General features: G+C 67.1%; 26 protein-coding genes. 10 read left to right on the forward strand and 16 right to left on the reverse strand.

Features of this window, described 5'->3' with window-relative positions; all coding sequences use genetic code 11:
* Nucleotides 1-95 precede the first annotated feature (95 nt).
* Together G154_RS18310 and G154_RS18315 are read left to right on the forward strand one after the other, a co-directional pair.
* The gene (locus G154_RS18310; RefSeq protein WP_019511393.1) at nucleotides 96-518 is read left to right on the forward strand and encodes a lipoprotein LpqV; all 423 of its coding nucleotides are present in this window, start codon (nucleotides 96-98) and stop codon (nucleotides 516-518) included.
* A gap of 95 nt (nucleotides 519-613) precedes the next feature.
* Complete coding sequence (locus G154_RS18315) at nucleotides 614-1,564, forward strand: patatin-like phospholipase family protein (protein WP_019511394.1); 951 nt, start codon at nucleotides 614-616, stop codon at nucleotides 1,562-1,564.
* Here the strand turns inward: G154_RS18315 and G154_RS18320 are convergent.
* A complete protein-coding gene (locus tag G154_RS18320; RefSeq protein WP_019511395.1) occupies nucleotides 1,561-2,412 on the reverse strand; it encodes a patatin-like phospholipase family protein in 852 nt (283 codons plus the stop codon). The genes G154_RS18315 and G154_RS18320 overlap by 4 nt on opposite strands.
* Nucleotides 2,409-3,464 (reverse strand): dihydrodipicolinate reductase, encoded by a 1,056-nt coding sequence (locus G154_RS18325; protein WP_019511396.1) that lies wholly within the window; start codon nucleotides 3,462-3,464, stop codon nucleotides 2,409-2,411. Before G154_RS18325 ends, G154_RS18320 begins: the two co-directional genes overlap by 4 nt.
* A gap of 97 nt (nucleotides 3,465-3,561) precedes the next feature.
* Between G154_RS18325 and G154_RS18330 the strand changes: the two genes are divergently transcribed.
* The 4 genes from G154_RS18330 (at nucleotide 3,562) to G154_RS18345 (ending at nucleotide 8,084) form a co-directional block, all read left to right on the forward strand.
* Nucleotides 3,562-4,716: a BTAD domain-containing putative transcriptional regulator gene (locus tag G154_RS18330; RefSeq protein WP_019511397.1), complete on the forward strand. Its 1,155-nt coding sequence runs from the start codon at nucleotides 3,562-3,564 to the stop codon at nucleotides 4,714-4,716.
* A 50-nt stretch (nucleotides 4,717-4,766) separates the two neighbouring features.
* Nucleotides 4,767-6,419 carry a serine/threonine-protein kinase gene (locus G154_RS18335; protein ID WP_019511398.1) on the forward strand — a complete coding sequence of 551 codons (1,653 nt, stop codon included), beginning with the start codon at nucleotides 4,767-4,769 and terminating at the stop codon, nucleotides 6,417-6,419.
* Between the two features lie 88 nt (nucleotides 6,420-6,507).
* A complete protein-coding gene (locus tag G154_RS18340) occupies nucleotides 6,508-6,843 on the forward strand; it encodes a DUF732 domain-containing protein (protein ID WP_019511399.1) in 336 nt (111 codons plus the stop codon).
* A gap of 53 nt (nucleotides 6,844-6,896) precedes the next feature.
* The gene (locus tag G154_RS18345) at nucleotides 6,897-8,084 is read left to right on the forward strand and encodes a lipid-transfer protein (RefSeq protein ID WP_019511400.1); all 1,188 of its coding nucleotides are present in this window, start codon (nucleotides 6,897-6,899) and stop codon (nucleotides 8,082-8,084) included.
* 22 nt (nucleotides 8,085-8,106) lie between these two features.
* Here G154_RS18345 and G154_RS18350 read toward each other — a convergent pair whose 3' ends face one another.
* The 4 genes from G154_RS18350 to G154_RS18365 all read right to left on the reverse strand — a co-directional run bounded on the left by G154_RS18350 (nucleotide 8,107) and on the right by G154_RS18365 (nucleotide 12,712).
* Nucleotides 8,107-9,123: a YncE family protein gene (locus tag G154_RS18350; protein WP_131701317.1), complete on the reverse strand. Its 1,017-nt coding sequence runs from the start codon at nucleotides 9,121-9,123 to the stop codon at nucleotides 8,107-8,109.
* Between the two features lie 423 nt (nucleotides 9,124-9,546).
* Nucleotides 9,547-10,290 (reverse strand): amidase, encoded by a 744-nt coding sequence (locus G154_RS18355; RefSeq protein WP_235215537.1) that lies wholly within the window; start codon nucleotides 10,288-10,290, stop codon nucleotides 9,547-9,549.
* Between the two features lie 149 nt (nucleotides 10,291-10,439).
* Nucleotides 10,440-11,129, reverse strand: coding sequence for a response regulator (locus G154_RS18360; protein WP_019511403.1), 690 nt, complete (start codon nucleotides 11,127-11,129; stop codon nucleotides 10,440-10,442).
* Nucleotides 11,126-12,712 carry a sensor histidine kinase gene (locus G154_RS18365; protein WP_234713097.1) on the reverse strand — a complete coding sequence of 529 codons (1,587 nt, stop codon included), beginning with the start codon at nucleotides 12,710-12,712 and terminating at the stop codon, nucleotides 11,126-11,128. Before G154_RS18365 ends, G154_RS18360 begins: the two co-directional genes overlap by 4 nt.
* 117 nt (nucleotides 12,713-12,829) lie before the next feature.
* On the opposite strand from G154_RS18365, the gene G154_RS18370 reads away from it, so the two are divergent.
* Nucleotides 12,830-14,233: a cation:dicarboxylate symporter family transporter gene (locus G154_RS18370; protein ID WP_023986172.1), complete on the forward strand. Its 1,404-nt coding sequence runs from the start codon at nucleotides 12,830-12,832 to the stop codon at nucleotides 14,231-14,233.
* A 101-nt stretch (nucleotides 14,234-14,334) separates the two neighbouring features.
* The gene (locus tag G154_RS18375; protein WP_019511406.1) at nucleotides 14,335-15,114 is read left to right on the forward strand and encodes a DUF3060 domain-containing protein; all 780 of its coding nucleotides are present in this window, start codon (nucleotides 14,335-14,337) and stop codon (nucleotides 15,112-15,114) included.
* Between the two features lie 17 nt (nucleotides 15,115-15,131).
* On the opposite strand, the gene G154_RS18380 is transcribed toward G154_RS18375, so the two are convergent.
* The 6 genes from G154_RS18380 to G154_RS18405 form a co-directional block, all read right to left on the reverse strand.
* Nucleotides 15,132-15,977: an N-acetylmuramoyl-L-alanine amidase gene (locus G154_RS18380; protein WP_019511407.1), complete on the reverse strand. Its 846-nt coding sequence runs from the start codon at nucleotides 15,975-15,977 to the stop codon at nucleotides 15,132-15,134.
* A 6-nt stretch (nucleotides 15,978-15,983) separates the two neighbouring features.
* The gene (locus tag G154_RS18385; RefSeq protein WP_019511408.1) at nucleotides 15,984-16,757 is read right to left on the reverse strand and encodes an amino acid ABC transporter ATP-binding protein; all 774 of its coding nucleotides are present in this window, start codon (nucleotides 16,755-16,757) and stop codon (nucleotides 15,984-15,986) included.
* Nucleotides 16,754-18,232 (reverse strand): amino acid ABC transporter substrate-binding protein/permease, encoded by a 1,479-nt coding sequence (locus tag G154_RS18390; RefSeq protein ID WP_023986174.1) that lies wholly within the window; start codon nucleotides 18,230-18,232, stop codon nucleotides 16,754-16,756. Before G154_RS18390 ends, G154_RS18385 begins: the two co-directional genes overlap by 4 nt.
* Before the next feature lie 188 nt (nucleotides 18,233-18,420).
* Nucleotides 18,421-18,864: a hypothetical protein gene (locus tag G154_RS18395; protein WP_019511410.1), complete on the reverse strand. Its 444-nt coding sequence runs from the start codon at nucleotides 18,862-18,864 to the stop codon at nucleotides 18,421-18,423.
* Nucleotides 18,865-19,291: 427 nt separating this feature from the next.
* Nucleotides 19,292-19,711 carry a hypothetical protein gene (locus G154_RS26935; RefSeq protein ID WP_200879134.1) on the reverse strand — a complete coding sequence of 140 codons (420 nt, stop codon included), beginning with the start codon at nucleotides 19,709-19,711 and terminating at the stop codon, nucleotides 19,292-19,294.
* Between the two features lie 441 nt (nucleotides 19,712-20,152).
* Nucleotides 20,153-21,661 (reverse strand): cellulase family glycosylhydrolase, encoded by a 1,509-nt coding sequence (locus tag G154_RS18405; RefSeq protein WP_019511412.1) that lies wholly within the window; start codon nucleotides 21,659-21,661, stop codon nucleotides 20,153-20,155.
* A gap of 170 nt (nucleotides 21,662-21,831) precedes the next feature.
* Between G154_RS18405 and G154_RS18410 the strand changes: the two genes are divergently transcribed.
* Nucleotides 21,832-22,986: an acyltransferase gene (locus G154_RS18410; protein ID WP_045546534.1), complete on the forward strand. Its 1,155-nt coding sequence runs from the start codon at nucleotides 21,832-21,834 to the stop codon at nucleotides 22,984-22,986.
* Here G154_RS18410 and G154_RS18415 read toward each other — a convergent pair.
* Genes G154_RS18415 through G154_RS18425 form a run of 3 tightly spaced genes read right to left on the reverse strand, consistent with a single transcriptional unit; the run spans nucleotide 22,974 to nucleotide 24,305 of the window.
* Nucleotides 22,974-23,333, reverse strand: coding sequence for a DUF1622 domain-containing protein (locus G154_RS18415; RefSeq protein WP_019511414.1), 360 nt, complete (start codon nucleotides 23,331-23,333; stop codon nucleotides 22,974-22,976). The genes G154_RS18410 and G154_RS18415 overlap by 13 nt on opposite strands.
* Nucleotides 23,334-23,352: 19 nt before the next feature.
* On the reverse strand, nucleotides 23,353-24,012 hold the full coding sequence (locus G154_RS18420; RefSeq protein WP_019511415.1) for a cation transporter: 660 nt from the start codon (nucleotides 24,010-24,012) through the stop codon (nucleotides 23,353-23,355).
* A complete protein-coding gene (locus G154_RS18425) occupies nucleotides 23,985-24,305 on the reverse strand; it encodes a helix-turn-helix transcriptional regulator (RefSeq protein WP_019511416.1) in 321 nt (106 codons plus the stop codon). The genes G154_RS18420 and G154_RS18425 overlap by 28 nt, the downstream gene beginning before the upstream one ends.
* An 81-nt stretch (nucleotides 24,306-24,386) precedes the next feature.
* On the opposite strand from G154_RS18425, the gene G154_RS18430 reads away from it, so the two are divergent.
* A complete protein-coding gene (locus tag G154_RS18430) occupies nucleotides 24,387-24,746 on the forward strand; it encodes a hypothetical protein (RefSeq protein ID WP_019511417.1) in 360 nt (119 codons plus the stop codon).
* Here the strand turns inward: G154_RS18430 and G154_RS18435 are convergent.
* Complete coding sequence (locus tag G154_RS18435) at nucleotides 24,743-25,294, reverse strand: ClbS/DfsB family four-helix bundle protein (RefSeq protein ID WP_019511418.1); 552 nt, start codon at nucleotides 25,292-25,294, stop codon at nucleotides 24,743-24,745. The two genes, G154_RS18430 and G154_RS18435, sit on opposite strands and share 4 nt — an antisense overlap.
* Nucleotides 25,295-25,328: the final 34 nt, after the last annotated feature.

A 25,328-nucleotide genomic window follows, 5' to 3' on the forward strand; every position in this document is an offset into this window, starting at 1 on the left:
CGGGTCGGCACGCTCAACGAGCGCGACAACAGCCCCGCACACCCACGATCTGAGCCCTCTCGGTCATGGACGCGAGTGTTGCATAGATTGGCCTCATGCGCCGTTACCCGACCGCTCTGTTCGCCACCGCCGCCGTCGCCCTGCTCGCCGGGTGCAGCTCGTCGGAACCCGAGCCGACGACCGGCGCGACGACCTCTCAGACCCCGACGAGCGAGTCGCCCCGACTGCCGGCGGAGGCCGCGGTCAGCGGCGCGGTGCGGGTGTCACCCGATGGGGTGACGACCGTCGTCGATGTTCCGTCCGACGCCACCGAATCCGAGTACGGCCAGGCCTGCCTGGCCGCCAAGCGGTGGTTCGACGAGCACAAGGATCCGGTGGAGGCGTATCTGAAGACACTGCAGAGCGACGGCGCGGCGGGCCCCGGCAGCTTCAACGCGGCGTGGACGGAGCTGACCCCGGCCCGCCAGGCCGGGGTGATCATGGCCGCCAACGCCGCGTCGCGCGGTGAGTGCGGCTGAGGTTGTGATCACGGCGAGCAGAACTGCCCGCCGGCGCGGCATCGTGATCGTCACAGTCCGCGCGATCGACGACTCCGGTGCACCAGAATGGCTGTATGCGGATTGCGCTGGCGCTGGGCAGCGGAGGTGCGCGCGGGTACGCGCACATCGGGGTCATCAATGAGCTGCAGGAGCGGGGCTACGAGATCGTCGGTGTCGCCGGATCGTCGATGGGGGCACTGGTCGGCGGTCTGCACGCCGCGGGCAAGCTCGACGAATTCTCGCACTGGGCGAGCTCGCTGACCCAGCGCGCGGTGCTGCGCCTGCTCGACCCGTCCTTGAACTCCCCCGGTGTGCTGCGCGCGGAGAAGATCCTGGATGCCGTGCGCGATATTCTCGGCGATGTCACCATCGAGGCGCTGCCCATCCCGTACACCTCGGTGGCCACAGACCTGATCAGCGGAAAGGCGGTCTGGCTGCAGCGCGGCGCGCTCGTCGACGCGATCCGCGCGTCGATCGCGATACCGGGGATCTTCACCCCGCATCTGCTCGACGGGCGGCTGCTCGCCGACGGCGGCATCCTCGACCCACTGCCGATGGCGCCGATAGCGGCCGTCAACGCCGACCTGACCATCGCGGTGAGCCTGTCAGGAGATGATCCGGCACCGGGGATCAACACCCCGCAGCCACGGGTCACCACCGAGTTCCTCGGCAGGATGTGGCGCAGCACAACGGCACTGCTCGACACCGCCACCGCACAGCGGATGATGGACAGCCCGGCCGCCAAATCCGTGCTCGGCCGATTCAGCAGCGCGCTGGACGAGACACCGGAGGAACCCGCCGAGGGTGGGCCCGCGCTACCGCGGCTGGGCAGCTTCGAGATCATGAACCGCACCATCGATATCGCCCAAGCCGCACTGGCCCGGCACACGCTGGCGACCTACCCGCCGGATCTGCTGATCGAGGTGCCGCGCACGTCGTGCCGCAGCCTGGAGTATCACCGTGCCGAGGAGGTCATCGAGATCGGCCAGGAGCTCGCGTCGGCCGCCCTCGACGCCATGGTCTAGCTGCCGAGGAACTCGCTCAGCGCCGCGGCCACCCGCCGTCCCTGTGCGAATCCGGCGGCCGCCGACGGCACGCGGCAGGCCGGGTCCAATGGGTTGGGACCGAACGCGGCCAGTGCATCGTCATCGGCGAACACCGCGAACGTCGCACCGCCGAATCCGGCGATCTCGGCGGCCGCCCCGGCACCGAACGGCGCGGGGGCGTGTTCGCCGGCAGGCACCAGCACCACAGCTCGGGCGCAGTCCGCCGCCACGGGCATGTGCACGGTGCTGAGCACACCTCCGTCCATATAGCGTGCCGACCCGATGGTCACCGGCGGCCACACCCCCGGTACCGCGCAGCTGGCGGCGACGGCGTCGACCAACGGCACCCCGGAGTCGGCGGTGAACACCGCCGGCTCACCGGTGGCGGTATCGATCGCGGTGATCCGCAGCGCCCGGCCCGGCCAGTCGTGCGAGGGCAGCCGGTGCTCGATGATCGCCCGACGCGTCGCCTCGGGCACGGTATCGGCGGCCAGCGCAATCTGTCCGATGCGGCGCAGCCGCTCGCCGGTGTCCTGGGTGCCGGTCAGCGCCTGCAGGAAGACCGCGGTGATCTCCTCGATGCCGACGCCCGGATCCAGCTCGTGGGTGTCAGCGGCGACCTGACGGTCGTACAGCCGGCCGATGGCGGTATCGCTGCCGATCTGCGCCGCCACCGCCGACCCCGCCGAGGTGCCCACCAGCACGTCGGCGTCCAGCACGGCGGCCGCCGTCCCCGGCGACATATCGGCGATACCGGCCAGCACACCGGTCTCCCACGCGATGCCCGCCAGCCCACCGCCGGCGAGCACCAGCGCGAGCCCGGTCATCCTCGATGCAGGCCGGGCGCGGCCTTTGCACCGAACAGCGGCAGGTCCAGATAGGTCGCCACCCCGGGCGGGGCCGCACACACCGCGGGAATCGAGTTGACGCAGTGCGCGGCGGTGGCCACCACACCCGGCTCGGGTCCCTGGTCACCGACCTCACCCTGGAAACCGGTGATGGCGACCGAAAAGTCCGGGTTGCCCAGCACCTGCATCTCGTAGCGCTGCCCCTGCGGACCGAAATCCCATGGCGGATCGAGGTTTTCTTCACCCATGAGCCAGTTCACCGTCACCCTGACCACCACCTCGTCGCCGACGAGGGCCTCCCAGTGGAACTTCCGGGCGGCCACCTGCCCCGGTTCGATGGTGCCTATCGGCGAGTCGATCGGCGCGGTCGCCACCGCAATCTCCTGTCGGGCAACGATCTTGGAGTCCGCCGCGAAGCCGAAGGCGTCGACGCACATCTTCACGGCCTGGATGAACCCGCCGTCGAGCAGCTTCTGCATCGGGCCAGAGAGCGCCTTGTCCGGGGTCTCACCGAAGCCCATCACGTGCCGCACCACGTCCGGCGCATCATAGGTACGTAGATCGGAGAACTCCTCGGCCCGAACGAAAGTCACGCCGGTGGACATTGCCGAGAACAGGATCGGGAACTTCTCGCTGATTCCGCCGGGGGCGATCCCGGTGCCGTGCAGGGTCGCGTTCCCGGCCAGTCCCGCCGCACGTAGCGGCGCGGCCTGTTTCTCGCTGGGGTATACCCAGCCCACGGGGGTGACGACGTTCTTACCCGAGCGCAGCAGGGCGGCCACCTCGTCGGGATTGGGCAGCAGCGGCGCATAGACGACGGCATCGGCGTCCAGCGCCAGGATGTCCTCGACGCTGGTGGTGGCAGGCACGCCGATGGGATCGCCGCCGATCAGCTCGCCGACGTCGCGGCCGTTCTTGTCCGCCGAGTGCACCCAGCAGCCCACGAGCTCGAGGTCGGGATGCTCCAGGACGCCCTTGATGGCGGCCGTGCCCACTCCGCCGGTGGCCCACTGCACGACTCGCAACGCCATCGCTATCCCTTCCGATCGCCCACCACACGCAAAACTAGAACACGTTCTACCATCTCGCGGGGCGGCGCGAGGGGGCATCCGGGCACAATCGTTGACCATGGACAGCCCAGGACTGGACTTCGGAGTGCTCGGTCCGCTGCAACTGCGCATCTCCGGGCAGCCCGTCGCGCTGGGCACACCCAAGCAGCGCGCGGTGCTGGCCATGCTGGTGATGAGCCGCAACCGTCCGGTCGGCAGCGACGCATTGGTGACCGCGGCCTGGGAGCAATTCCCCCCACCCGAGCCCAAGGCCAGTCTGCATTCTTACGTCTCCAACCTGCGCAAGCTCATCGGCAGTTCCGGCGCCGACGGCCGGTCCGTGCTGGCCGCCGCCCCGCCCGGATACCGTCTGAGCGTCGCGGATCCGCACTGCGATATCGGACGCTTCGTGGCCGCCAAGAACGCCGGTGTGCAGGCCGCCGCCGAGAGCCGTTTCGAGCAGGCCAGCGCCCACCTCGCCGACGCGCTGGCGCAGTGGCGCGGACCGGTTCTCGACGATCTGCGCGATTTCGAGTTCGTCGGCCCGTTCGCGACGGCGTTGACCGAGGACAAGGTGGTCGCCCACACCGCCCACGCCGAGGCCGAAATCGCTTGCAACCGAGGCTATGCCGTGATCGGCACGCTGGAACAGCTGGTGTCCGAGCACCCATACCGGGAGCCACTGTGGGCCCAGCTGATCACCGCCTACTACCTCAGCGACCGGCAATCCGACGCCCTCGACGCCTACCAGCGGCTACGCACGACGTTGGCCGACGATCTCGGTATCGACCCAGGCCCGACGGTACGTCTGCTGGCCGAGCGCATCCTGCGCCAGGAGCCGCTCGACGCCCGCCGCAGTGCGCGCACCACCGCGGTGCACCAGATCTCTCGGATCGACCTGCGCACCGCGGTGAGCACACAGTCCGCGCCCGCCCAGTTGCGCGCCGAATCCGGCCGGGTGCATCCACTGGCGGCGGCCGCGACGCGCATCGGGCGGCTGCCCGACAACGACATCGTCCTCGACGACGTGCGGGTCAGCCGCCATCACGCCGTGCTGATCGATACCGGCACCAGTTTCGTGATCACCGATCTGCGCTCGGCGAACGGTGTGGAGATCGGCGGCAGGCGCATCCGGGGCACCGCCACCCTCACCCACGGTGACCGGATCAGGGTGTGCGATCACGAGTATGTGTTCGAGATCGTGCGCCACGACCGCGCCACCGGGGGTGCGTAACCCGCCGACGCATTAGTCTGATGAACCGAATTGCGGACGGGGGCAGGTAGATGAGCGAGCCGACATCGCGGGTCGGAACGGAGTTCGGCAGGTACCGGCTGCGCCGACTGATCGGGCGCGGCGGCATGGGTGAGGTCTACGAGGCCGAGGACACCGAGAAGGACCGCATCGTCGCGCTGAAGCTGTTGCCGCAGGGCGTATCCCACGATCCGGTCTTCCGCAAGCGGCTGCAGCGCGAGGCGCACTCGGCAGGCCGGCTGCAGGAACCCCATGTGGTGCCGATCCATGATTACGGCGAGATCGACGGGGTGCTCTACGTCGACATGCGCATGATCAACGGTGCCGACCTACGCAAGATCCTCAAGAGCTACGGCCCGATGACCCCGGCCCGCGCGGTCGCCATCGTGCGCCAGATCGCCTCCGCGCTGGACGCCGCACACGAGAGCGGCATCATGCACCGTGACGTCAAGCCGGAAAACATCCTGATCACCCGCGACGATTTCGCGTACCTGGTCGACTTCGGTATCGCCAATGCCGCCAGCGATGAGAAGCTCACCGAAATGGGCACGGCGGTAGGGACTTACGCCTATATGGCGCCCGAGCGCTTCACCAGCGACGAGGTGACCTACCGGGCCGATGTCTACGCGCTGACCTGTGTGCTGCACGAGTGCCTGACCGGTTCACAGCCGTTTCCGGGCGACAGCGTCAGCATGGTCATCACCGCCCATCTGATGCAGCCGGTGCCTGCGCCCAGCACGGTGCGCCCCGGCATCCCCGCCGCGTTCGACCGGGTGATCTCCCGCGGCATGGCCAAGAAGCCTGCCGACCGGTTCGCCAGCGCCGGGGACCTGGCCGCGGCGGCCACCGATGCACTCAGCGTGCGCGATCAGGATCAAGCCGCCCATATCGTGCAACGCGGCGAGGCAGCCACCATGCCCGGCCCGCTGTTCGGGGTGCCGCCGCAGGTGCCCGGTGCCACCCCGCCGCCGGGCGCGACACCGGGGTTCGGGGCGACGCCGGGACCGTTGCGCACCGCGCCGCCGTACCCGTCCGGGCCGCAGTGGAACGCACCGGTGCCGCCACCTGCGCCGCGGAAGAAGAGGTCCTGGGTGCCGGCGGCCGCGGTGGCCGGCGTCCTGATCCTGGTGCTGGGTGCCGTCGGCATCTTCCTGCTGGTGCAGCCCGAGGACAGCAGGGCCACCGGCCCGAAAACGAGCGCCTCGGCTGCCCCCGACACGTCCTCGACCCGGGCCACCCGCACATCGCGCGCCCCGGACCCGGCCGCGATGGCGGACAAGCTGTTGGCGATGCTGCCGCAGGGTTATGCACCGGGGGTCTGCCGGCCGGTGCGACCGCCGGTGACCGGAGCGCTGGCCACCGCCGACTGCGGGCAGTCCGATCTGCCCGGCGGTCCCGCGACGTCGAGGTACTCGCTGTTCGGTGATCAGGGCGCGTTGCGCGCGCACTTCGAGGACGCCATCGCCGAGGCCTCCGATCTGTTCCCGTGCCCGGCCAGCGACCTCGACTCCCCCACCACCTGGCATTACACCGAGACCCCCGGCACGGTGGAGGGGTCCATCGCCTGCGGTATGTACGAGGGCGGTCCCGACCTGACCTGGACCAAGAACGACGGCCTGATCCTGGGCAACGCCCAGGGCCCGACCATCGAAGACCTGCACCAGTGGTGGCTGACGTACGGCTGATCGGCACGCCAAGAATCCGCCAAGTGCGTCGTTGGATCCTGTGGACACACACCCGGACACGCCGGGTCGGCCCTGACGGAGATCCACGATGTACAGCACCACACGCCTGCTCCAGCTAACGGGTACCGCCCTGGTCACGGGTGCGATCGCGGTGCTGGTCGCCGCGCCGGCGAATGCGGTCACCTCGGCGGCGGACTCCGCCTTTTTGTCCGATCTGCGCGCCGAGGGCATCGGCTACGAATCGGCCGGTGAGGTGATCGCCAATGCCTACCAGGTCTGCAGCGAGCTCGACTCGGGAATCAGCGCCACGGCGATCGGGCTGGAGATCATGGACTACACCGGAATCAACGCCCGACAGGCCGCGGCGTTCCTGGTCAACTCGATCGACTACTACTGCCCGCAGCACGCAGAAGCCTTCGGCTGACGGGACAGCGGGTTATGTTGACCTGACCGCAAAGCAGCGCGAAAGGGACAGCTATGAACCGGGTGTTCGTCGTCGGGGTCGGGATGACCAAATTCGAGAAGCCGGGCGCACGCGAGGGCTGGGACTATCCCGATATGGCGCGCGAGTCCGGCACCAAGGCCCTCCAGGACGCCGGCATCTCCTACGACCAGGTGCAGCAGGGCTATGTCGGCTATTGCTCCGGGGACTCGACATCCGGACAGCGCGCGCTCTACGAGCTCGGCATGACCGGTATCCCCATCGTCAACGTCAACAACAACTGCTCGACCGGATCGACGGCGCTCTACCTTGCCGCCCAGTCGATCCGGGGCGGGCTGGCCGACTGCGCCATCGCGCTGGGTTTCGAGAAGATGCAGCCCGGTTCGCTCGGGGGCGGCGCACAGGACCGCGAATCCCCGCTCGGCAGGCATGTGAAGGCACTGGCCGAGATCGACGAGTTCGGTTTCCCGGTGGCGCCGTGGATGTTCGGGGCGGCGGGGCGCGAGCACATGAAGAAGTACGGCACCACCGCCGAGCATTTCGCCAAGATCGGGTTCAAGAACCACAAGCACTCGGTGAACAATCCGTATGCGCAGTTCCAGGACGAGTACACCCTCGATGACATCCTGGCCGCCAAGATGATCTCCGATCCGCTCACCAAGCTGCAGTGCTCACCCACCTCCGACGGGTCCGGCGCGGCCATCCTGGCCGGCGAGGCATTCGTCGATCAGCACGGCCTGGCCGGTCAGGCCGTCGAGATCGTGGGCCAGGCGATGACCACCGACTTCGCGTCGACCTTCGACGGAAGTGCGGCCAACATCATCGGCTACGACATGAATGTGCGGTCCGCACAACAGGTTTACGACCAGTCGGGACTGGGCCCGGAGGATTTCCAGGTCATCGAACTGCATGACTGCTTCAGCGCGAACGAACTGCTGCTGTATGAGGCGCTGGGCCTGTGCGCCCCCGGCGAGGCAGCCGCGCTGATCGACAACGACGACACCACCTACGGCGGGCGTTGGGTGGTGAACCCGTCGGGCGGGCTGATCTCCAAGGGCCATCCGCTGGGCGCCACCGGGTTGGCCCAGTGCGCCGAACTGACCTGGCAACTGCGCGGCTCCGCCGATAAACGGCAGGTCGACAACGTCACCGCGGCGCTGCAGCACAATATCGGGCTGGGCGGCGCGGCCGTTGTCACCGCGTATCAGCGCGCCGAGCGTTAGCTCCCGGCGCGCTGAACGAACGTCAGACCTGCGCCAGTTCGCGCATATCGGCGAAGGCCGCCGCGTCGAACGGCGCGATAGTCGGCGCCGGTGCGGGCACCCGCAGCGCGGTGATCTGGCCGTCGACGTCGGCGATGTACAGCCGGTCGCCGGGGGTGTTCAGGCCGATCGCGGTCGCGCGCGCGCCGAGGGAGATGGTCTCCACCACCTCGTGGGTCAGCGTGCACAGGACCGACACCTCGTCGTAGTCGACGACGTAGGCGCGGGCACCGTCGGCGGACAGCACCATGCCGATGGGCAGCGTGCCGGCCGGGAACGCGGTGGTCACGACGAGCCGGGCCGGGTCGACGATCTTGATGACGCCGCGGTTTCGCAGGTCAGAGGTCAGCACGTGGACGGTGCCGTCGGCCGCGACCGCGAGATCGCGGATCGGCGCGCCGATGGCGACGGTGCGCTGAACCCGGGCGGTCTCGGTGTCGACGACCACGAGGCGGCTGCCGGTCGCGGTGCTCACACCGACGTACAGCCGGCGGCCGGACGGGTCGACGGCCAGGCCGTCGATCGAGGTGGCGGCACCGGTCGCGATATCGATGGTGCCGACCCGGTCGGCCGTGGTGTCCACGACCGCGATGTCGACATGATCGTCACCGGTGCGGGCCGTGTAGGCGCGCTTGCCGTCGGGGCTGACCGCGACCGCGGTGACCGCGAACGCCAGCGGGTACTCGGCGACCACCGCGTTGGTGCGGATGTCGACGATGGTCAGGCTGTCGGCCTCGGTGGCACTGGTGACCACGAAGGCACGGTCTTCGGTCAGGCTGATCGCCACCGGGGCACCGTCGAGCTCGACGAGGGCCGGCAGGGCGGCGGCATCGGCGCGAACGATCGCGACGCTGTCATCACCGAAGTTGGCGGCCACGATGGCACCGGTATTTGCCGCCACCGCCGCGATGGGGCCGCGGTTGACCGTGACCGAACCTGCGAAAGCGGTTCGCGAGTCGTTCAGCGCTGCGGCGTTGGCACGCACGGAAACACTTGCCATCTCTTCGACACCTCCGCCGGGTGGCTACGCCGGCACTTGATCACGCCACGCGTCCGTAGGTCGGACGCGTTCCTGTGAGCGAGTCTAGCGACGGACGGTGACACCGAAATCGTGATCTTGTCGCCCCGGCCGTTCACCGGCGCGCAACATCTCAGACATCCCTCAGGAAAAGATCGTTATACAGTTGTGACCTCCGCACAGCGAACTGAGAGATGACCCCTATCAGGGCTTTTGAGATGTCAGCGAATCGCCCTTGGGCACCGAACCCCACCCGCCCCACACGATTTCCTCAGGGGTCGGCGCAAAAGTGAGCGCCAGATCACAGGCGGCGCGTCAGCAAACTTTGTGACGGTCGTCACCGCCATTCCCATGGTGGATTCGCGAGCACGCGCACGGAAGTTTTGCTGGCCGCCCCGCCCACCGTCACGGCAACGGGATGTAGAGCAACCCCGTCACCGCCTTGACGGTCCGCCCCGACCAGATATTTGGCCCCTTGCCGGCGGCATTCATCTCGGTCAGCGCCAGATAGGCCCCATCGGGTCGCGTCGAGACGGTGTCGACCCACGCGACATGCCCGGTCTCCGGCGCCGCCAGCAGCCCCGGCGGAATCACCACCAGCGACCGCTGCATGGGTTCGCCGACGACGGTCCAACCGGCCGCACGGGCGGCCGCCGCCATGTCCCGCGGTGCCCCGCGCAGCGCCGGATAGGACCGCTCCCCCGAGGCGAAGAACCATTTCTCCATGGCACCCCAGGCGGCACTGCCCTTTTCGGCGGGGTTGGTGGCGACCGAGCGGCCGGTGGCCCGTGCTTGCGACACTGTCATCGACTCGGTGGCACACGGTGGCACGACGGGGTCATCCGATCCGGTGTCCAACATGGCGTCGGTGACAAAACCGCCGTCGGGCAATCGATTCCACAGATCGGTGGACATCCGATAGGGGCCGCCGGAGAACACTGCGCCACGGGCGTAACAGGTGATGACGATTCGCGCACCGTCGGGCAGCGTCCCGATCTTCTGGCTGTCGACCGATGGCGCCGATCGGATGTTGAGATCCCGGCTGCCGGTGTTCACGGTGACGGTTGCCGACCCCGATTCGGCCACCGATTCGGGAGCGGCGCCGACGACCGGTGCCGCGGCCAGGACGACCGCCGAAACCGAGAGCACGACCAGCGGACCACGCCGCCTGTTCCTCAGCACTGTCGTGTGCACAGCAAGCCTTTCGGACACCGGTGCGCACAGCATAAGTTCCCGAGTGGTCATTTGCTGGGAGGCCAACCCGCATTTGCCGGGCGTGTTTTACCGACCCGGCGCGCTCACCGCCACTGATAGCGGGTCTTGGGCCGCCCCGCCTTGCCGTAATCGGTGTGCCGGGTCACGGTGCCCTCCTCGGCCAGGCGCTCCAGATACCGCCAGGCCGTCACCCGCGACACCCCGACCTGCTTGGCGACCGCATCGGCGGTGATCCCCTCGGCGGAATCGCGCACCGCGCGCGCGATCTCGTCGTTGGTGCCCGGCGCCACCCCCTTGGGCGCCGCCGTCCGGCCGGATCCCACCCGCAACTCGGCCAGCGCCCGGTCGACCTCGTCCTGACTGGCAGCGTCGGTTCCCGCGGGCAGCGCCTCCCGGTAGCGCTGATAGCGCTCGAGCCGGTCACGGAACGCCGCGAAGGTGAACGGTTTGAGCAAGTAGGCCAGGGCCCCGTGGCCGACGGCCGCACGCACCATCTCCAGGTCGCGTTCGGAGGTGATGGTGATGATGTCCGGGGGCGGTTGGATGCCCGACAGCGCCGACGCCAGGGTGATGCCGCTGGCATCGGGCAGCCCGATATCGAGCAGCACCAGATCGATCGGCACATCGGAGGCCGCCGCCTCGCTGGCCACCCGCATCGCATCACGAGCGGTATGCACCACCGCCGCCACGGTGAAGCCGGCGATGCGCCCGAGGTAGGTCTTGTGCGCCTCGGCGATCAGGCTCTCGTCCTCGACGATCAACACGTTGATCATCGGCGCGTCACCGTCACCGTCACGACCGAACCGTACGTCACATCGGCGGTGAGAGTCCCCTGGTGCTTCTTGACCACCTGCGCCACCAGTGCCAGACCCAGCCCATGGGCGCCGGCATCATGGTCGGACTTCGTCGAATAGCCACGCTGCATGGCCTTTTCGAAGGTGCCGGCATCCATTCCCGGCCCGCTGTCGGCAACCCGGATCAACAACTGCTCCTCGTCCTGGTGCACCGTCACCTCCACCCACGGGTCCTCGGGATCGCAGGCCTCCATGGCGTTGTCGATCAGGTTGCCCAGCACGGTGACCATCTCCTGTCCGCTCAGCAGCAGATCGTCGGTGTCGGCGGGCAGGCCGGTCTCCTCGGTGATGGTCAGCTCGACACCGCGCTCATCCGCCTGCGCCGTCTTGCCGAGCAACAGTGCCACCAGGGCGGGCTCACCGACGGCCGCGGACAGACGGTCGACAAGCTGTTGGGACAGTTCCAGTTCGGCGGTGGCGAAGGTGACCGCCCGCTCGGCGTGACCCATCTCGACCATGGTGACGATGGTGTGCAGTTTGTTGGCGGCCTCGTGGGCCTGCGCGCGCAACGAGTCGGTGAGGACCTTCAGCGAGCTCAATTCCCCGAGCGCACCTTGCAGTTCGGTCCGGTCGCGGATCGTCACCACCTCCGCGGCGTTCGCGTCCGACTGCACCGATGACCGGTTCACCACCAGCACACGGTCATCGGTCACGTGGATCTCGTCGCGGGCCCCGGGGTTGTAGGACCGGAGGAATTCGGGCAGATCGGCCCGCGCCACCGCACCGTCGGGCAGCCCCAACAACCGACGGGCCTCGTCGTTGACCAACGCCACCCCGGTGCGGTCCAGCACGATCAGGCCCTCCGACACCGAATGCAGGATGGCGTCGTGGTGGTCGTACATGACACGCAGCTCGTCGGGGCGTAGTCCCCGCGTCTGGCGCAGCAAACGGCGCCGGATCCCCCACACCCCGATCAGCGAAACGGCAAGCGCGCCAACACCGACGGTGGCGATCTTCGCCCATTGGTCGCGCCAACGATCGGCCAGACTCTGCTGCAGGATGCCCGCGGCCACCAGGCCGATGACACGGCCGTCCGCGTCGGGCACCGGCACCACGGCGCGGATCGACGGTCCGAGCGTGCCGGTGTAGAGCTCGGTGAACGACTCACCGCGCAACGCGGGGCTGATATTGCCCAGGTACTGACCGCCGATCTGGGTCGGATCGGTGTGGGTGTAGCGGGTGCGGTCCGGAGCCATGATGGTGATGAAGGCGATGTCGGTGTGCCTGCGCACCAGCTCGGTCACCGGTTGCAGGATCTCGGTGGCGCGGCCTGCCACGATCGCGTCGGCGGTGGACGGTGAATCGGCCAGCGCAGTGGCGATGCCGAGCACCTGAGCCCGGGCAGCCGCGTCGCCGTCGCGCCGGGCGTCGAAGAGCGCCAGCGCGCTGCCCGCCACCACGATCAGCGTGATCACCAGGATCTGCAGCGCGATCGATTGACCGGCCAACGACTTGGGCCATCCCGAGGACCAGCCCCGAGCCGGCCCCCGCGTGCCGCCCACCCGCATTGCGCAACCCTCTCCCGGCTGAACGTAATGAACTAAAACGTGACCTACCTCACGTGCGTGTCCGACCATCCTTTCAGACCCATTTCCGTGCAGTGTTCGAAGGAGAACCCGATGACAACCACGATGGACCGGCCGGCACCCGAGCCGGCACCGGACGCGCCGAAGAAGAAGCACGACCGCACCCACTGGCTGTTCATCGCCGTCATCATCTCGGTGATCGCGGGCATCGGCGTGGGCATCTACGCCCCGGAGGTCGGCAAGAGCGTCGGCGTGCTGGGCACGATGTTCGTGGCGCTGATCAAGATGATGATCGCCCCGGTCATCTTCTGCACGATCGTGCTGGGCATCGGTTCGGTCCGCAAGGCCGCCACCATCGGCAAGGTCGGCGGGCTGGCCTTCGTCTACTTCCTGGCGATGTCGACCTTCGCGCTGGCCATCGGCCTGCTCGTGGGCAACATCCTGCATCCGGGCAGCGGCCTCAAGCTCACCGAGAGCGCCGCGGGCAAGGGTGCCGAACTCGCCGAGAAGGCGCACGAATCCGGCGGCCTGCTCGATTTCGTCCAGGGCATCATCCCGACCTCGCTGTTCTCCGCGCTGACCGCGGGCAGCGTGCTGCAGGCGCTGTTCATCGCGCTGCTGGTCGGGTTCGCCATCCAGGGCCTCGGTACGGCCGGTGATCCGATCCTGCGCGGTATCGAGCACCTGCAGAAGCTGGTGTTCAAGGTGCTGGTGATGATCCTGTGGCTGGCTCCGATCGGTGCGTTCGGCGCGATCGCCAATGTCGTCGGCCAGACCGGCTGGGCGGCGGTCGGCCAGCTGGCCGCGCTGATGCTCGGCTTCTACATCACCTGCGCCATCTTCGTCTTCGGCGTCCTGGGCACCCTGCTGCAACTGGTGTCGCGGATCTCGATCTTCAAGCTGCTGCGCTACCTGGCCCGGGAGTACCTGCTCATCGTGTCGACCTCGTCGTCGGAGTCCGCGCTGCCCCGGTTGATCGCCAAGATGGAGCACATCGGCGTGGACCGCTCGACGGTCGGCGTGGTGGTACCCACCGGCTACTCGTTCAACCTGGACGGCACCGCGATCTACCTGACCATGGCCTCGCTGTTCATCGCCAGCGCGCTGGGTGACCCGCTGTCGGTGACCGAGCAGATCGGTCTGCTGGTCTTCATGATCGTGGCTTCCAAGGGTGCCGCGGGGGTCACCGGCGCCGGCCTGGCCACCCTGGCCGGCGGCCTGCAGGCCCACCGCCCGGACCTGCTCGACGGTGTCGGCCTGATCGTCGGTATCGACCGGTTCATGTCCGAGGCACGCGCGGTGACCAACTTCTCCGGCAACGCCGTGGCGACGCTGCTGGTGGGCACCTGGACCAAGACGATCGACCGCGCCAAGGTCGACGCCGTCCTGAGCGGAAAAGACCCCTTCGACGAGCTGACCATGCTCGACGATCACGCCGCGCGCGCCGAAACCGATCCCCCTGCACGGGAAAAGACCGGAGCTGCTGTTCCGGCATAGGGTGCGCGAGAACTGTGGCGCCGGACCTCCACGGAGGTCCGGCGCCACAGCCTTTTCCGTACCGCCGCACGTCATATCGGCCGATATGCGACCATCCCGGTATGAATCCGCAGGACGACCCGGAAGCTCGGATCCGCGCACTGGAGCCGACCGAGCTCGGTGCCGAGCAGCCGAGCCCGTCGACCTACGACGCCCCCGCCGCGCCGCCGCTGCCGCCGCCCACCCAGCAGTGGCCGCAGCCGCCCTACGGCCAGTCGCCCCCTGGGCCGGACCCGTACGGTCTGAACTCCCATGGCCAGAGTCCTTATGGCCAGAGCCCCTACGGTGCCGACCCCTATGGCGGTGCCTACGCCCAGCCGTATCCGTCGGCGCCGCAGCGTTCCGGCCTGCGAGCCTGGATGGTGATCGTGCCGCTGGCCCTGGTGCTGTTGTTCTTCGGCGGGGCGGCCGCCGCGTTCTGGCTGTTCAGTGCCGACGACTCGACACCGGAGGTGGCCGGCGGCGGTGGTGTGCTGACCGACGAGCCAGCCCAGCCGGTCGTGCCACGGTTGCCCGAGATACCCGAGCTGCCACCGATCGTCGTCGATCCGGGCGGCCCCAACACTCCTGTCGAATCCGGCGGCACCATCACGATCACCGGTATCGGCACCAACCGGACGGTAGCCTGTGACGACCACATCGTGATCATCAGCGGCGCCAACAACACCATCGACGTGACCGGCCACTGCACGGCGGTCACCGTGTCGGGCTTCGAGAATGTCGTCACCGCACAGTCCACCGACGAGATCACGGTGTCGGGCTTCGAGAATCGGGTCACCTATCGCGACGGCTCACCGACGGTCAACCAGTCCGGCAGTGGGAACACCATCGAACAAGGCTGACCAGCGGGCGGCGCCGGTCAGACCAGCGTGAGCCGCAGGGCCGCCGCGGTGGCGGGTCCGACGATGCCGTCGACGGTGAGTCCTGGCGTACGCCGCTGGAATTCACGCACCACCGCCTCGGTCGCGGCGCCGTACACACCGTCGATCTCGAGCTCACCGCCGTACCTGGCATAGGCATATTTGAGCCGGCGCTGCAGTTCGGCGACCTGCGCCCCGGTGCTTCCCCGGAACAGCAGCACATCGGCGTACTCCCCCACCGGCACCGGCGGTCGCGGCGCCGGACGCGCCGCGACGGCACCGATGCGCGCGGCGATATCGCTGCGCAGCACCGTCATGTCGATGGCCCCGGGGTCCCACTTGCCTTGCGCGCGCCCCGCGTACTCACGGTGCCCGATGGTGCGCTTCGATGTCTGCCCCAGGCGCCGATTGATCGCCGCGCAGCAATCCACCAGTGCCAGATACTGTGCGTCCGGCCAATTCCGGCGATGCGGCGCCGACGGGCTGGTGCCGCTGTTGGCGCACTCGATACCGATCAGGTGCCAGTTGCCCATGTTCGCCGGAACCCAGGGATACATACCGGTGCCGGCATGCCAGGCCACCCCGACCGCCACCACGGTGACCGTGCCGTCCCTGGCGATGTGCACCTGCGACAGCGGGCCGGGCAGATCCGGTCGGCCGTAGGCGATGGATGCGGCATCGGCACGGTCGGATCCGGTGTGGTGCACCATCACCCCACGGATGTCCTTGAACTCACCGTGTCCGCGGGTGCGCCAGCCAGGGAACTCGACCGGGCTGAGGCCCTCGTCTTGAAGCACGTCGACGAGCCAGACCGGGTCACCGGTCCATGGTGTGCGCGCGGGCACCGAAGCTCACAGCACCTTCGACAGAAACTCCTGCAGACGTGGGTGTTTCGGGTTGTCGAAGATCTCCGCGGGCGGGCCTTCCTCGACGATGTGTCCGTCGGCCATGAAGATCACCCGGGAAGCCACCTCACGCGCGAAGCCCATCTCGTGGGTGACCACGACCATCGTCATGCCGCCGCGGGCGAGGGTCCGCAGCACCTCCAGGACATCGCCGACCATCTCCGGGTCGAGCGCGCTGGTGGCCTCGTCGAACAACATGATGGACGGATTCATCGCCAGCGCTCGGGCAATGGCCACGCGTTGTTTCTGGCCACCCGACAGCGTGGCCGGCTTCACGCCCGCCTTCTCAGCAAGGCCCACCTGCGCGAGAAGTTCGAGCGCCTTCTTCTCGGCGGCGGCCTTGTCCGACTTCTTGGTCATCAGCGGTGCCAGCGTGACGTTCTGCAGCACCGTCATGTGCGGGAACAGATTGAAGTGCTGGAAGACCATGCCGATGTGCTGGCGCACCTTGTCCAGATCGATCTTCGGATCGGTCAGGTCGAAGCCGTCGACGACGACCTTGCCGCCGGTGATGTCCTCCAGTTTGTTCAGACACCGAAGGAATGTGGACTTACCCGATCCGGACGGACCGATGACGCAGACGACCTCGCCGTGGCTGACGGTGGTGTCGATGCCGTCGAGCACCACAAGGTCACCGAACGACTTCTTGAGTCCCTCGATCCGGATCTTCACCGTGCCTGCCGGTTCGGCGGCCGCGGCTTCGGTTACCAGTTCACTCATTTGACGAGCCGCCTCTCCAGCCGGTCGGACAGTTTGGTCAGCGCCATGATGACGATGAAGTAGATGATGCCGACGATCAGCCACATTTCGAACGCCTTGTAATTGCCCGCGATGATGATGCGCCCGCTCTGGGTCAGCTCGGCGATGCCCAGCACCGACAGGATCGAGGTGTCCTTGAGGGTGATCACGAACTGGTTGATGTACGACGGGATCATGGTCCTGATCGCTTGGGGCAGGATAACTTTGCGCATCGTCGGCAGGTAGCCGATGCCCAGGCTGCGGGCGGCCTCCATCTGGCCCTTGTCCACCGAGAGGATGCCACCACGGACGATCTCGGTCATATAGGCACCTGCATTGAGCGAGAGCGTGATGATGCCCGCCGTCACCGCCGACATCTGGAAGCCCATCGTCGCGGGGATACCGAAGTAGATGAAGAAGGCCTGCACCAACAACGGTGTCCCGCGGAAGATGTCGACGAAGGTGGTGCCGATCGCACGCAACCAGATCGACCGCGACACCCTGGCCAACCCGAAGACCACGCCGAGGATGAGGGCGAAGAAGATCGATACGACGGTCAGGAAGACCGTCATCTTCAAGCCCGCCAACAACATCGGTGCGGTGCTCTTGATCAGACCGAAGATCGAGTCGTCGGCGGTGGATGCCTGCTCGCCGAGGTAGGTCTGCAGGATCTCGTCGTACCGGCCCTGCGCCTTCAGGTTCGCCAGTCCGGCGTTGAACTTCTGCAGCAGTTCGGCGTTCTGGCCCTTGTTGACCGCGAATCCGTAACCGGTGGGGTCCTCCTTGGGCGTCACGGTCTTGAATCCGTTGCCTTGGGCGATGCCGTACAGCAGCACCGGGTAGTCCTCGAAGACCGCCACCGAGTTCCCGGTCTTGACCTCGTCGAACATCGTCGACGAATCGGCGAAGGAGACGACCTGGAAGCCGTACTGGTCCTTGATGGAGTTGGCGAAATCCGAGCCCTGGGTGCCGTTCTTCACCGATACCCGCTTGCCGCGCAGGTCGTCGTAGGACTTGATGTCCTCGTTGTCCTTGAGAACGGCCATCTGGACGCCGGATTCGAAATAGGGATCGGAGAAGTCGAAGACCTTCTTGCGTTCATCGGTGATCGACATACCGGCGATGACACCGTCGACCTGGTTGGCCTGCACCGCTTGGAGTGCGGCATCGAAACCCAGCGGTTTGATGTCGACGTTGAAGCCCTGGTCCTCGCCGATGGCCCGGATCAGATCCATGTCGATGCCGACGAACTCACCGCTGGCATTCTGGAACTCGAACGGCGCGAACGTCGTATCGGTGGCGATGGTGTAGGTCTCGCCTTCGGCTGCTGCGGTGGCCGGCGTCAGCAGGGTGGCCCCGAACAGGGCGACGAGCAGACCCGCGATCAACGCGCTGAGCCGATTCCTCCGTCTGGTGGGTGGGTGGGGCCTACAACCCGACGAACTATCGGCTCGCATGTGTTGATCTCCCGTCCGGTGTGCTGTGACGGGTTCACGCTATCGTCCGTTGCCCGCATCTGCGCGCGATCCCGGGACAAGTCGCACGTCGGCCAGGGTGGCGGCACGTTGCCCGCACCCGAACATGAACCGGCCGGGGCGGCAGTCTGGCTTGCCACCCCGGCCGGCATCGCACCGAGCCGCCGAACTCAGCCGCCGAACAGCCCACCGATGTTGCGCACCAGATTGCCGCCGGCCTCGCCGGCATTGCGAATCAGATCGGCGCCCGACCTGTTGACGTTCTGGGTCAGATCATTGGTGAATCGCCCACCGTTGACCAACAGATCCGTGCCGACCTGACCGAGATTGCGTTGCAGGTCGCTACCGGCGCGGCCGGCGTTCTGCTGGAGGTCGCTGCCGAACCTGCCGATATTGCGGACCAGGTTGTCGCCGAACTGCCCTGCTTCCTCGGGGGTCAGCGCCGCTGCCGCCGCCGAGCGGGTGGATACGCGGGCGTTCTCCGACGACGAACCGTCGTCCGCCGCGGCCGTCCCCGCACCGGCAACGGCCATCCCGACGCTTATTGCACCGGCCGCGCCGGTCAGCATCAACGTTTTGAGCATCTTGTCGATCCCCCTGATGTTGCGATCCATGACATGCCTCCCTCCAGCAAACCCCCCACGCACCGCCCGAGACCGACCCGATGAGTGTGGCGTAGATCATATTGACGCTGAGAGAAGTGCCCGAGCTTGCGGGGATCCAAACCACCAATTTCTTTGCTACGTCGAGAGAGGGCGCTAGCTAAAACCCAGCCAGAAAGCCGGTACTTCTCGCCTCGACCAGTACATACGGTGATCATGAACATCAGCAAGAATTTTCGCTAGCGAAAACTACGGCGTTATCAGGGCGTTCCCTTCCCGCCGCCGGCGCCAGTACCACGAGCGACACGGAACGAGGGCCGCCGGCGATCTGGAGCCACCACCCTGCCACCCTGATTCAGCAAATTTCATTCCCCTGCGGGCCACAGACAGCAAAGCGGGCAGTGGGGATGTCCCCACTGCCCGCCGTCGCGTAGCTGGATCAGCGACCGAATGACCCGAGGCCGGTCAGCAGGTCGGTGCCGACCTGGCCGAGCTGCTGCTGGGCATTGGTGCCCACGGTGCCGCCGTTGATCAGCCCGTTGGTGCCGACCTGGCCGAACTGCTGCTGCACATTGCTCCCGACGGTGCCACCGTTGATCAGCCCGTTGGTGCCGACGGTGCCGCCGTTGATCTGCAGGTTGCTGCCGAACTTGCCGATGTTCTGGGTGAGGTTCGTGCCGAACTGACCCAGTCGCTGCGACGGCGAGGTGCTCGCGCCCTGCTGCGACGAGGTTTGCCCGGTGTCGGCCGCGGCCGTCGCGGCGGTCACCGTGGCCGCACCCATCGCAAGTGCGATCCCACCCCCGGCCGCGATGGTCGCAGCAATCATGCGGATGGACTTCCCCTGACGTCGGTACATGTTGATCTCCCTTTCAGCAAATTCCCCAACCAACAACGAAAAGTTAACACGAACGTTGCGCACTAGGCCAGAACTACGATCGATTTTTCCGGAAACACAGCTTTCGCGCCCGCAAATTACTTTGCTACACCCGAACGCGACGGCCGCAGCGGAACATCATCGACGATGCTAAAACTGCATGTCAACGACGCTGCGCGGGCCATCCGCCGGACGATCATCGCGTTGCCAGGGCTACCGAGAACCGGCTCGACACCCAGGTGGATCACAATTTGCTAACAGCACATTTTCAAGATCGAGGACCCGCGATCAGCAAAGAATCCTCCGACCGTGGTGTAGTCAGGCGGCATCCGGACACGTCCGTCGACGACGGCAGCACCGAAACCCGGAGGCATCCATGAATGACCGAGGCCCCCGGTGGGGTAGACGCCCACGCGGTCGTTGCTAGCGGCCTCGCGTCATGGTGATCTTCACGCCGACCCAGGGCACCCACATCATGTAGCCGTTCTGGAAGTCCACCCGGGTGCCTCCATAGGTCCATCGCTCCGAGACCGTGGCCAGGCCCAGGGCAGGAACCCAGTTGCGCGCGAACTCGCCGCTGGCCCATTGCGCCCCGGTAGCAGGCGAATACCAGACACGCATGGGCTGCCAGCCCCCGAAATCCTGGTAGCCGTCCTTGAACGTGGTCAGCGGCATCCCCGCGTTTCGGGAGCGCGCGAGATCGCTGACCGCCGTCGGAGACGAGATGAACTTCCCCGGCGCCGTCTCCCACAACGTCCCGAGTGTCCACTGCTGGATCCATATCCGTTGCGCGTCCGAGTAGACCGGACTGAGCACCTCGCCAAGGGTCGGATCGGCATGTGCGGCGAACCTGCCGTACACCGCACGCGGACCGGGCCGCGACCGCAGCACACGCTGCGCGGGCTTGGGAGTCCAATCGGAGCGGTAGATACCGAACCGTTCGTCGTCGTTGCCACTGCCGCTGTTGAGATCCCGGGTGGTGTAGAGCAACAGCGGACCGGCGTAGGGCAGCTCCTGCCACGCGCTCATCGCGTCGGCGATGAAGTCCGCCTGGTGGGAATCGCTGACCCGGTTGCTCGGTAGTCCGTACTCGGTCACCCAGATCTTGCGGGCACCGTCGCCGTTGGCCAGCATCACCCGCCGCATCCGAACCAGTTGTTCCACCGGCGAATCGGGTTGCAGCATGCCCTCGGAGAACTTCATGGTGTAGCTGTACGGGTGATATGACAACGCATCGAAAAATGGTTTCGCCCCGTTGGCGTACATCCTGTCCAAAAAGGTGACGGGGTCAATGGTCAACGGACCCCAGGACTTTCCGGAACCGAGCACACCGCCGACAATTACGGCCGCCGGATCGGCGGCCTTGATTCTGGGGTATGCGGCTTTCAGCAGCGCGGTATACCCAGCCGGATCGGGAAATGGTGTGTATCCGGTGAAACCGTTGGGCTCGTTCCACACCTCATAGGCAGCAATTTTGCCGCGATAGCGTTCAGCGACACGACCGGTGAACGAACCGTAGGCCTCCGGTGAGGATGGCCGCCCGTGCGGCGGCAGCGATCCGACGGACATCGCCCACCACGGTGTCGACGTGATGCAGGCGATGATCGCGATCCCTGCTGCCGAGGCCGCCTGCACCACGCGATCGGCGCGCGACCAGTCCATCCGCCCCTTGATCGCCTCCACCCCGGCCCACGGGATGCCGATACGGACCAGGCGGATACCGTCGGCCACCCACCGCTGGACGGTCTGGGTCACCAGCGGCTCGTCGTAGAAGTAGATCTGGGAGTCAGCGAATCCCACGGTGGTTGCCGAAAAGCTCAGTGGGTGCACGTCCTCGGCGATGACCTGCCGGGGCCGCTGCGAGGTCGGGACCGATACGAGTGCGGTGACACAGAGCGCCGAAACAATGGCACCCGCCGCCGTCCGCCACATTTTACGGCGCGGAAATATCCTTTTACGGCGCACCGTAAAGCCACTCATTTCGACCTTTCCCGAATTTGTGTTCTTTGTAACGGAAGGCGGGCCATATCGACCGCACCCAATTCGGCGTGTCGAGATCCCGGCGGCACCGCCGCCACGGCCGTCCGTACCCTGAGGGCATCATGCGTGTGACAGCCGATGCGGGGCCGCGGGCGCCGCAACGGGTGGCCGCCCTGACCGGTCTGCGAGCGCCGGCCGCCCTGCTCATCGTCGCCACACATGCCGCGTTCGGAACCGGCCAACTGCCGCACGGGTACCTGGGCGCGCTGTATGCCCGGCTCGAGGTCGGGGTGCCGGTCTTCTTCGCACTGTCGGGATACCTGTTGTTCCGGCCATGGCTGGTGGCGACTCGCACCGGCGGCCCGGCACCGTCGGTGACCCGCTACGCCCGCCACCGGGTTCGCCGCATCGCACCGGCATATCTGGTGACGGTGCTGATCGCATACGCGCTCTACGCATTTCGGGACGCGGGCCCCAACCCGGGGCACACCTGGGCCGGCCTGCTGCACCATCTGACGCTGACCCAGATCTATCCGCCCGTGGCGGTGCTACACCAGGGCCTCACCCAGATGTGGAGCCTGGCGGTGGAGGTGGCGTTCTATGCGGTTCTGCCGCTGTTGGCCGGTCTGCTGCTGACCGTGCTGTGCCGGCGGGCCTGGCGACCGGGCCTGCTGCTGATGGGGCTGACCCTGTTGGCTGCGGTGACGCCGGTATGGCTGTGGGTGCAGCACGCTACGGACCTGTTGCCGCCATCGGCCAATATCTGGTTGCCCGCACACCTGATCCACTTCGTCGGCGGTATGGCGCTGGCGGTACTGCACGTCGCCGGCGTGCGCTGTCGCGGTGTGTTCCTACTGCCCCTGGCACCGGCGGCGCTACTGGTCGTGGCGCTCCCGATCGCCGGGTCGGTGACCCTTGCCCCGGTCCAGCCGGGTGAGGCGATCGTGCGGTCGACGCTGTATGCCGTCGTCGCGGTGGGCCTGCTGGCGCCGCTGGTGCTCGACCCGGACGGCATGTTCGCCAGGCTGCTCGGCAGCCGCCCGGTGGTGTGGCTCGGTGAGATCTCCTACGAGATCTTCCTCGTCCACGTCATCCTGATGGAGATCGCGATGTCTTCGGTGCTGCGGTGGCCGGTGTTCACCGGCTCGATGGTGGGCCTGTTCCTCACCACACTGGCGTTGTCGATACCGGTTGCGTGGCTGCTGCACCGCTGGACTCGTGTGCGGCCAGATACCGCCCCCGGTCCGGCACCCGCACCGTCGGTTCAGCCCGTCTGAGTCGGCGTTTCACCGCGCTGTTGCCACGGCCAGCGGCCACTGATCTCCAATTCCAGCGACCAGCTCAGGAAGGTTCGGATCAGGACGATCCCGGCGAGCACCGCGACGCTCTCCCAGGTCGGGGTGACCGCCACGGTCCTGATGATGTCGGCGGCGACCAGGAGCTCCAAGCCCAACAGGATCGAGCGGCCGAGGCGCTGGCGGAAAAAACGGTACGCGTCTCCGGTCTTGCCCGCCATCCGCCGAATGGTGGCAGCGGTGGCGATCAGCGCGCCGATCGCGATGACCGCCACCCCGATACCGTCGATCGTCTTGCCGACGATTTCGATGATCTCGTAGAAGCTCATGGCGTCACCGTATTACGGGTCAGCCGCAGTGTTGCGCCGCCGCGCAGCAGGTCTGCCCTCGCCATGCCTGCCTACCCTCTTTGACCGCGACGGCGGCGATCACCAGCGCCGCGATCGGATCAGCCCAGTTCAGTCCGAACACGCCGTTGAGGACCAGGCCTGCCAGTAGCACCGCCGAAAGATAGGTGCACAGCATCGTCTGCTTGGAATCGGCTACCGCAGAACGTGATCCGAGTTCTCGACCGGCTCGCCGCTGCGCCAACGACAGCACCGGCATGACCGCCAGGCTCAGTGCGGCGAGCCCGATGCCGATGGGAGAGTGTCTGGGCTCGGTACCGCCGGCAAGGCTGCGCGCGGCGTCCACGGCGACGGTGGCGGCCAGCCCGTAGAAGGCCACTGAAATCACCCGCAGCGCCACCTTTTCCCGTGACTGCGGGTCGGAGCCGGCGAATTGCCAGGCCACCGCGGCCGCGGAGGCAACCTCGATGGTGGAGTCCAGACCGAAACCGAACAGTGCTGCCGACGACACCCGCGCGCCCTCGGTGAGCGCGACGATCGCCTCGATCACGTTGTAGGTGATGGTGATCAGGACGAACAGCCGGATTCGACGGCTCAGTATCGCGCGTCGTGTGGCGCTTACCGGGACGGCCATCAGCAGCACGCGCAGTCGCTGCAACATCCCGGGTCCACCGCGAGAACCAGGTCCATCAGGTCCTCGAGCGCCCGGCCGATGCGAACATCGGCGAGTTCGTATCGGGTACGTCGCCCCTCGGATACCGCCACCACCAAACCACAACCCCGCAAGCAGCTCAGATGGTTGGACAGTATCTGTCGCGAGACGCCGAGTCGGTCGGCGAGCTCGGACGGATACCCCGGTCCGCGGAGCAGACTGAGCAGAATTTGGCTGCGGGTGCCGTCGGCGAGAGCATGCCCGAAGCGGGCCAGCGCATCGATATGGGTCAGCGTCTGCACGAGCCTGACAGTACATTCATTTCTGTACTATCGGAAGTTCTCCGGTTCCATCGGCATCGCGCGCTGGGTATACGGTGAGCCATGATCGTCACGGGAGCGTTCCTGGCCGAGTCGGCCACGGTGGTCGACAACAAGCTCGATATCGTCGGTGGCGTCGTCGACAGCTGCCACGCCACACCCGAGCGCACGGTGACGCCGGTACTGGTCGTACTGATCCAGCCCGAGCCAACGGATCAGGCACCGACGATCGAAGTGCGATTCAGCGATCCGACCGCGGCGACGCTGGAGATGCACCTCGACGTCCCGGAGTCCAGCCTTGGCGGCGAAATCGGTTTCGTGTTCTACCCGCTGACCCTGCCGGTCCCGACCAACGGGCGCTATCTGATGACGGTATCGGGGCGTGGCGGTTTCGTCAGCCTGCCGCTGCGGGTATTGGGTTAGCCGGAGCGGGTCTTCAGCCAGGACCGTAACCGCTTGCGGGCGTTGGTATATGGCGACGACGTGTTCAAGGAGATCATCCGGCCCAGCGGCCACTTCCCGTACCACGGTGCACCGTATAGATCATCATCGGTGTTGGCCTCGACCGCGGCCACGATGTCGTTCTTGGCGTCCACCAGCTGGGCGCGCAACGAGGTCCACGACTCGTCTCGGTGCTCGGCGTAGAACCGTTGGGCCAGTATCCCGAGCTCGTTCCACTTCACCCCGGCCGCGGGGAACTGGTCGGGCAGCCCGTCCGATCGCCGCCGCAGCCAGGTGAGCACCTGCCGATTCCAGCCGATCAGATAAGCCACCTGGTCCGCCGGGCTGATCATGGTGTCCTTGACGTGGCCCTCGATCACCTGACTGCGGACCGCGTCCGGTGGGACGCTGTCCAGGGTCGTCGACAGCGCGTCGAAGGTCTTCGCCATCGCGGACAGCAGCTCTGTTTTCGACGCCGGGACACCCACGCCGATCATCATCCGCGGTCCGCCGAGGCCGCTGATCGGCACCCCGGCCGGCCGCGCGGTGGGAACGACGCGGCCG

The organism is Mycobacterium sp. VKM Ac-1816D (genome assembly GCF_000416385.1).
GTDB lineage: Bacteria > Actinomycetota > Actinomycetes > Mycobacteriales > Mycobacteriaceae > Mycobacterium > Mycobacterium neoaurum_A.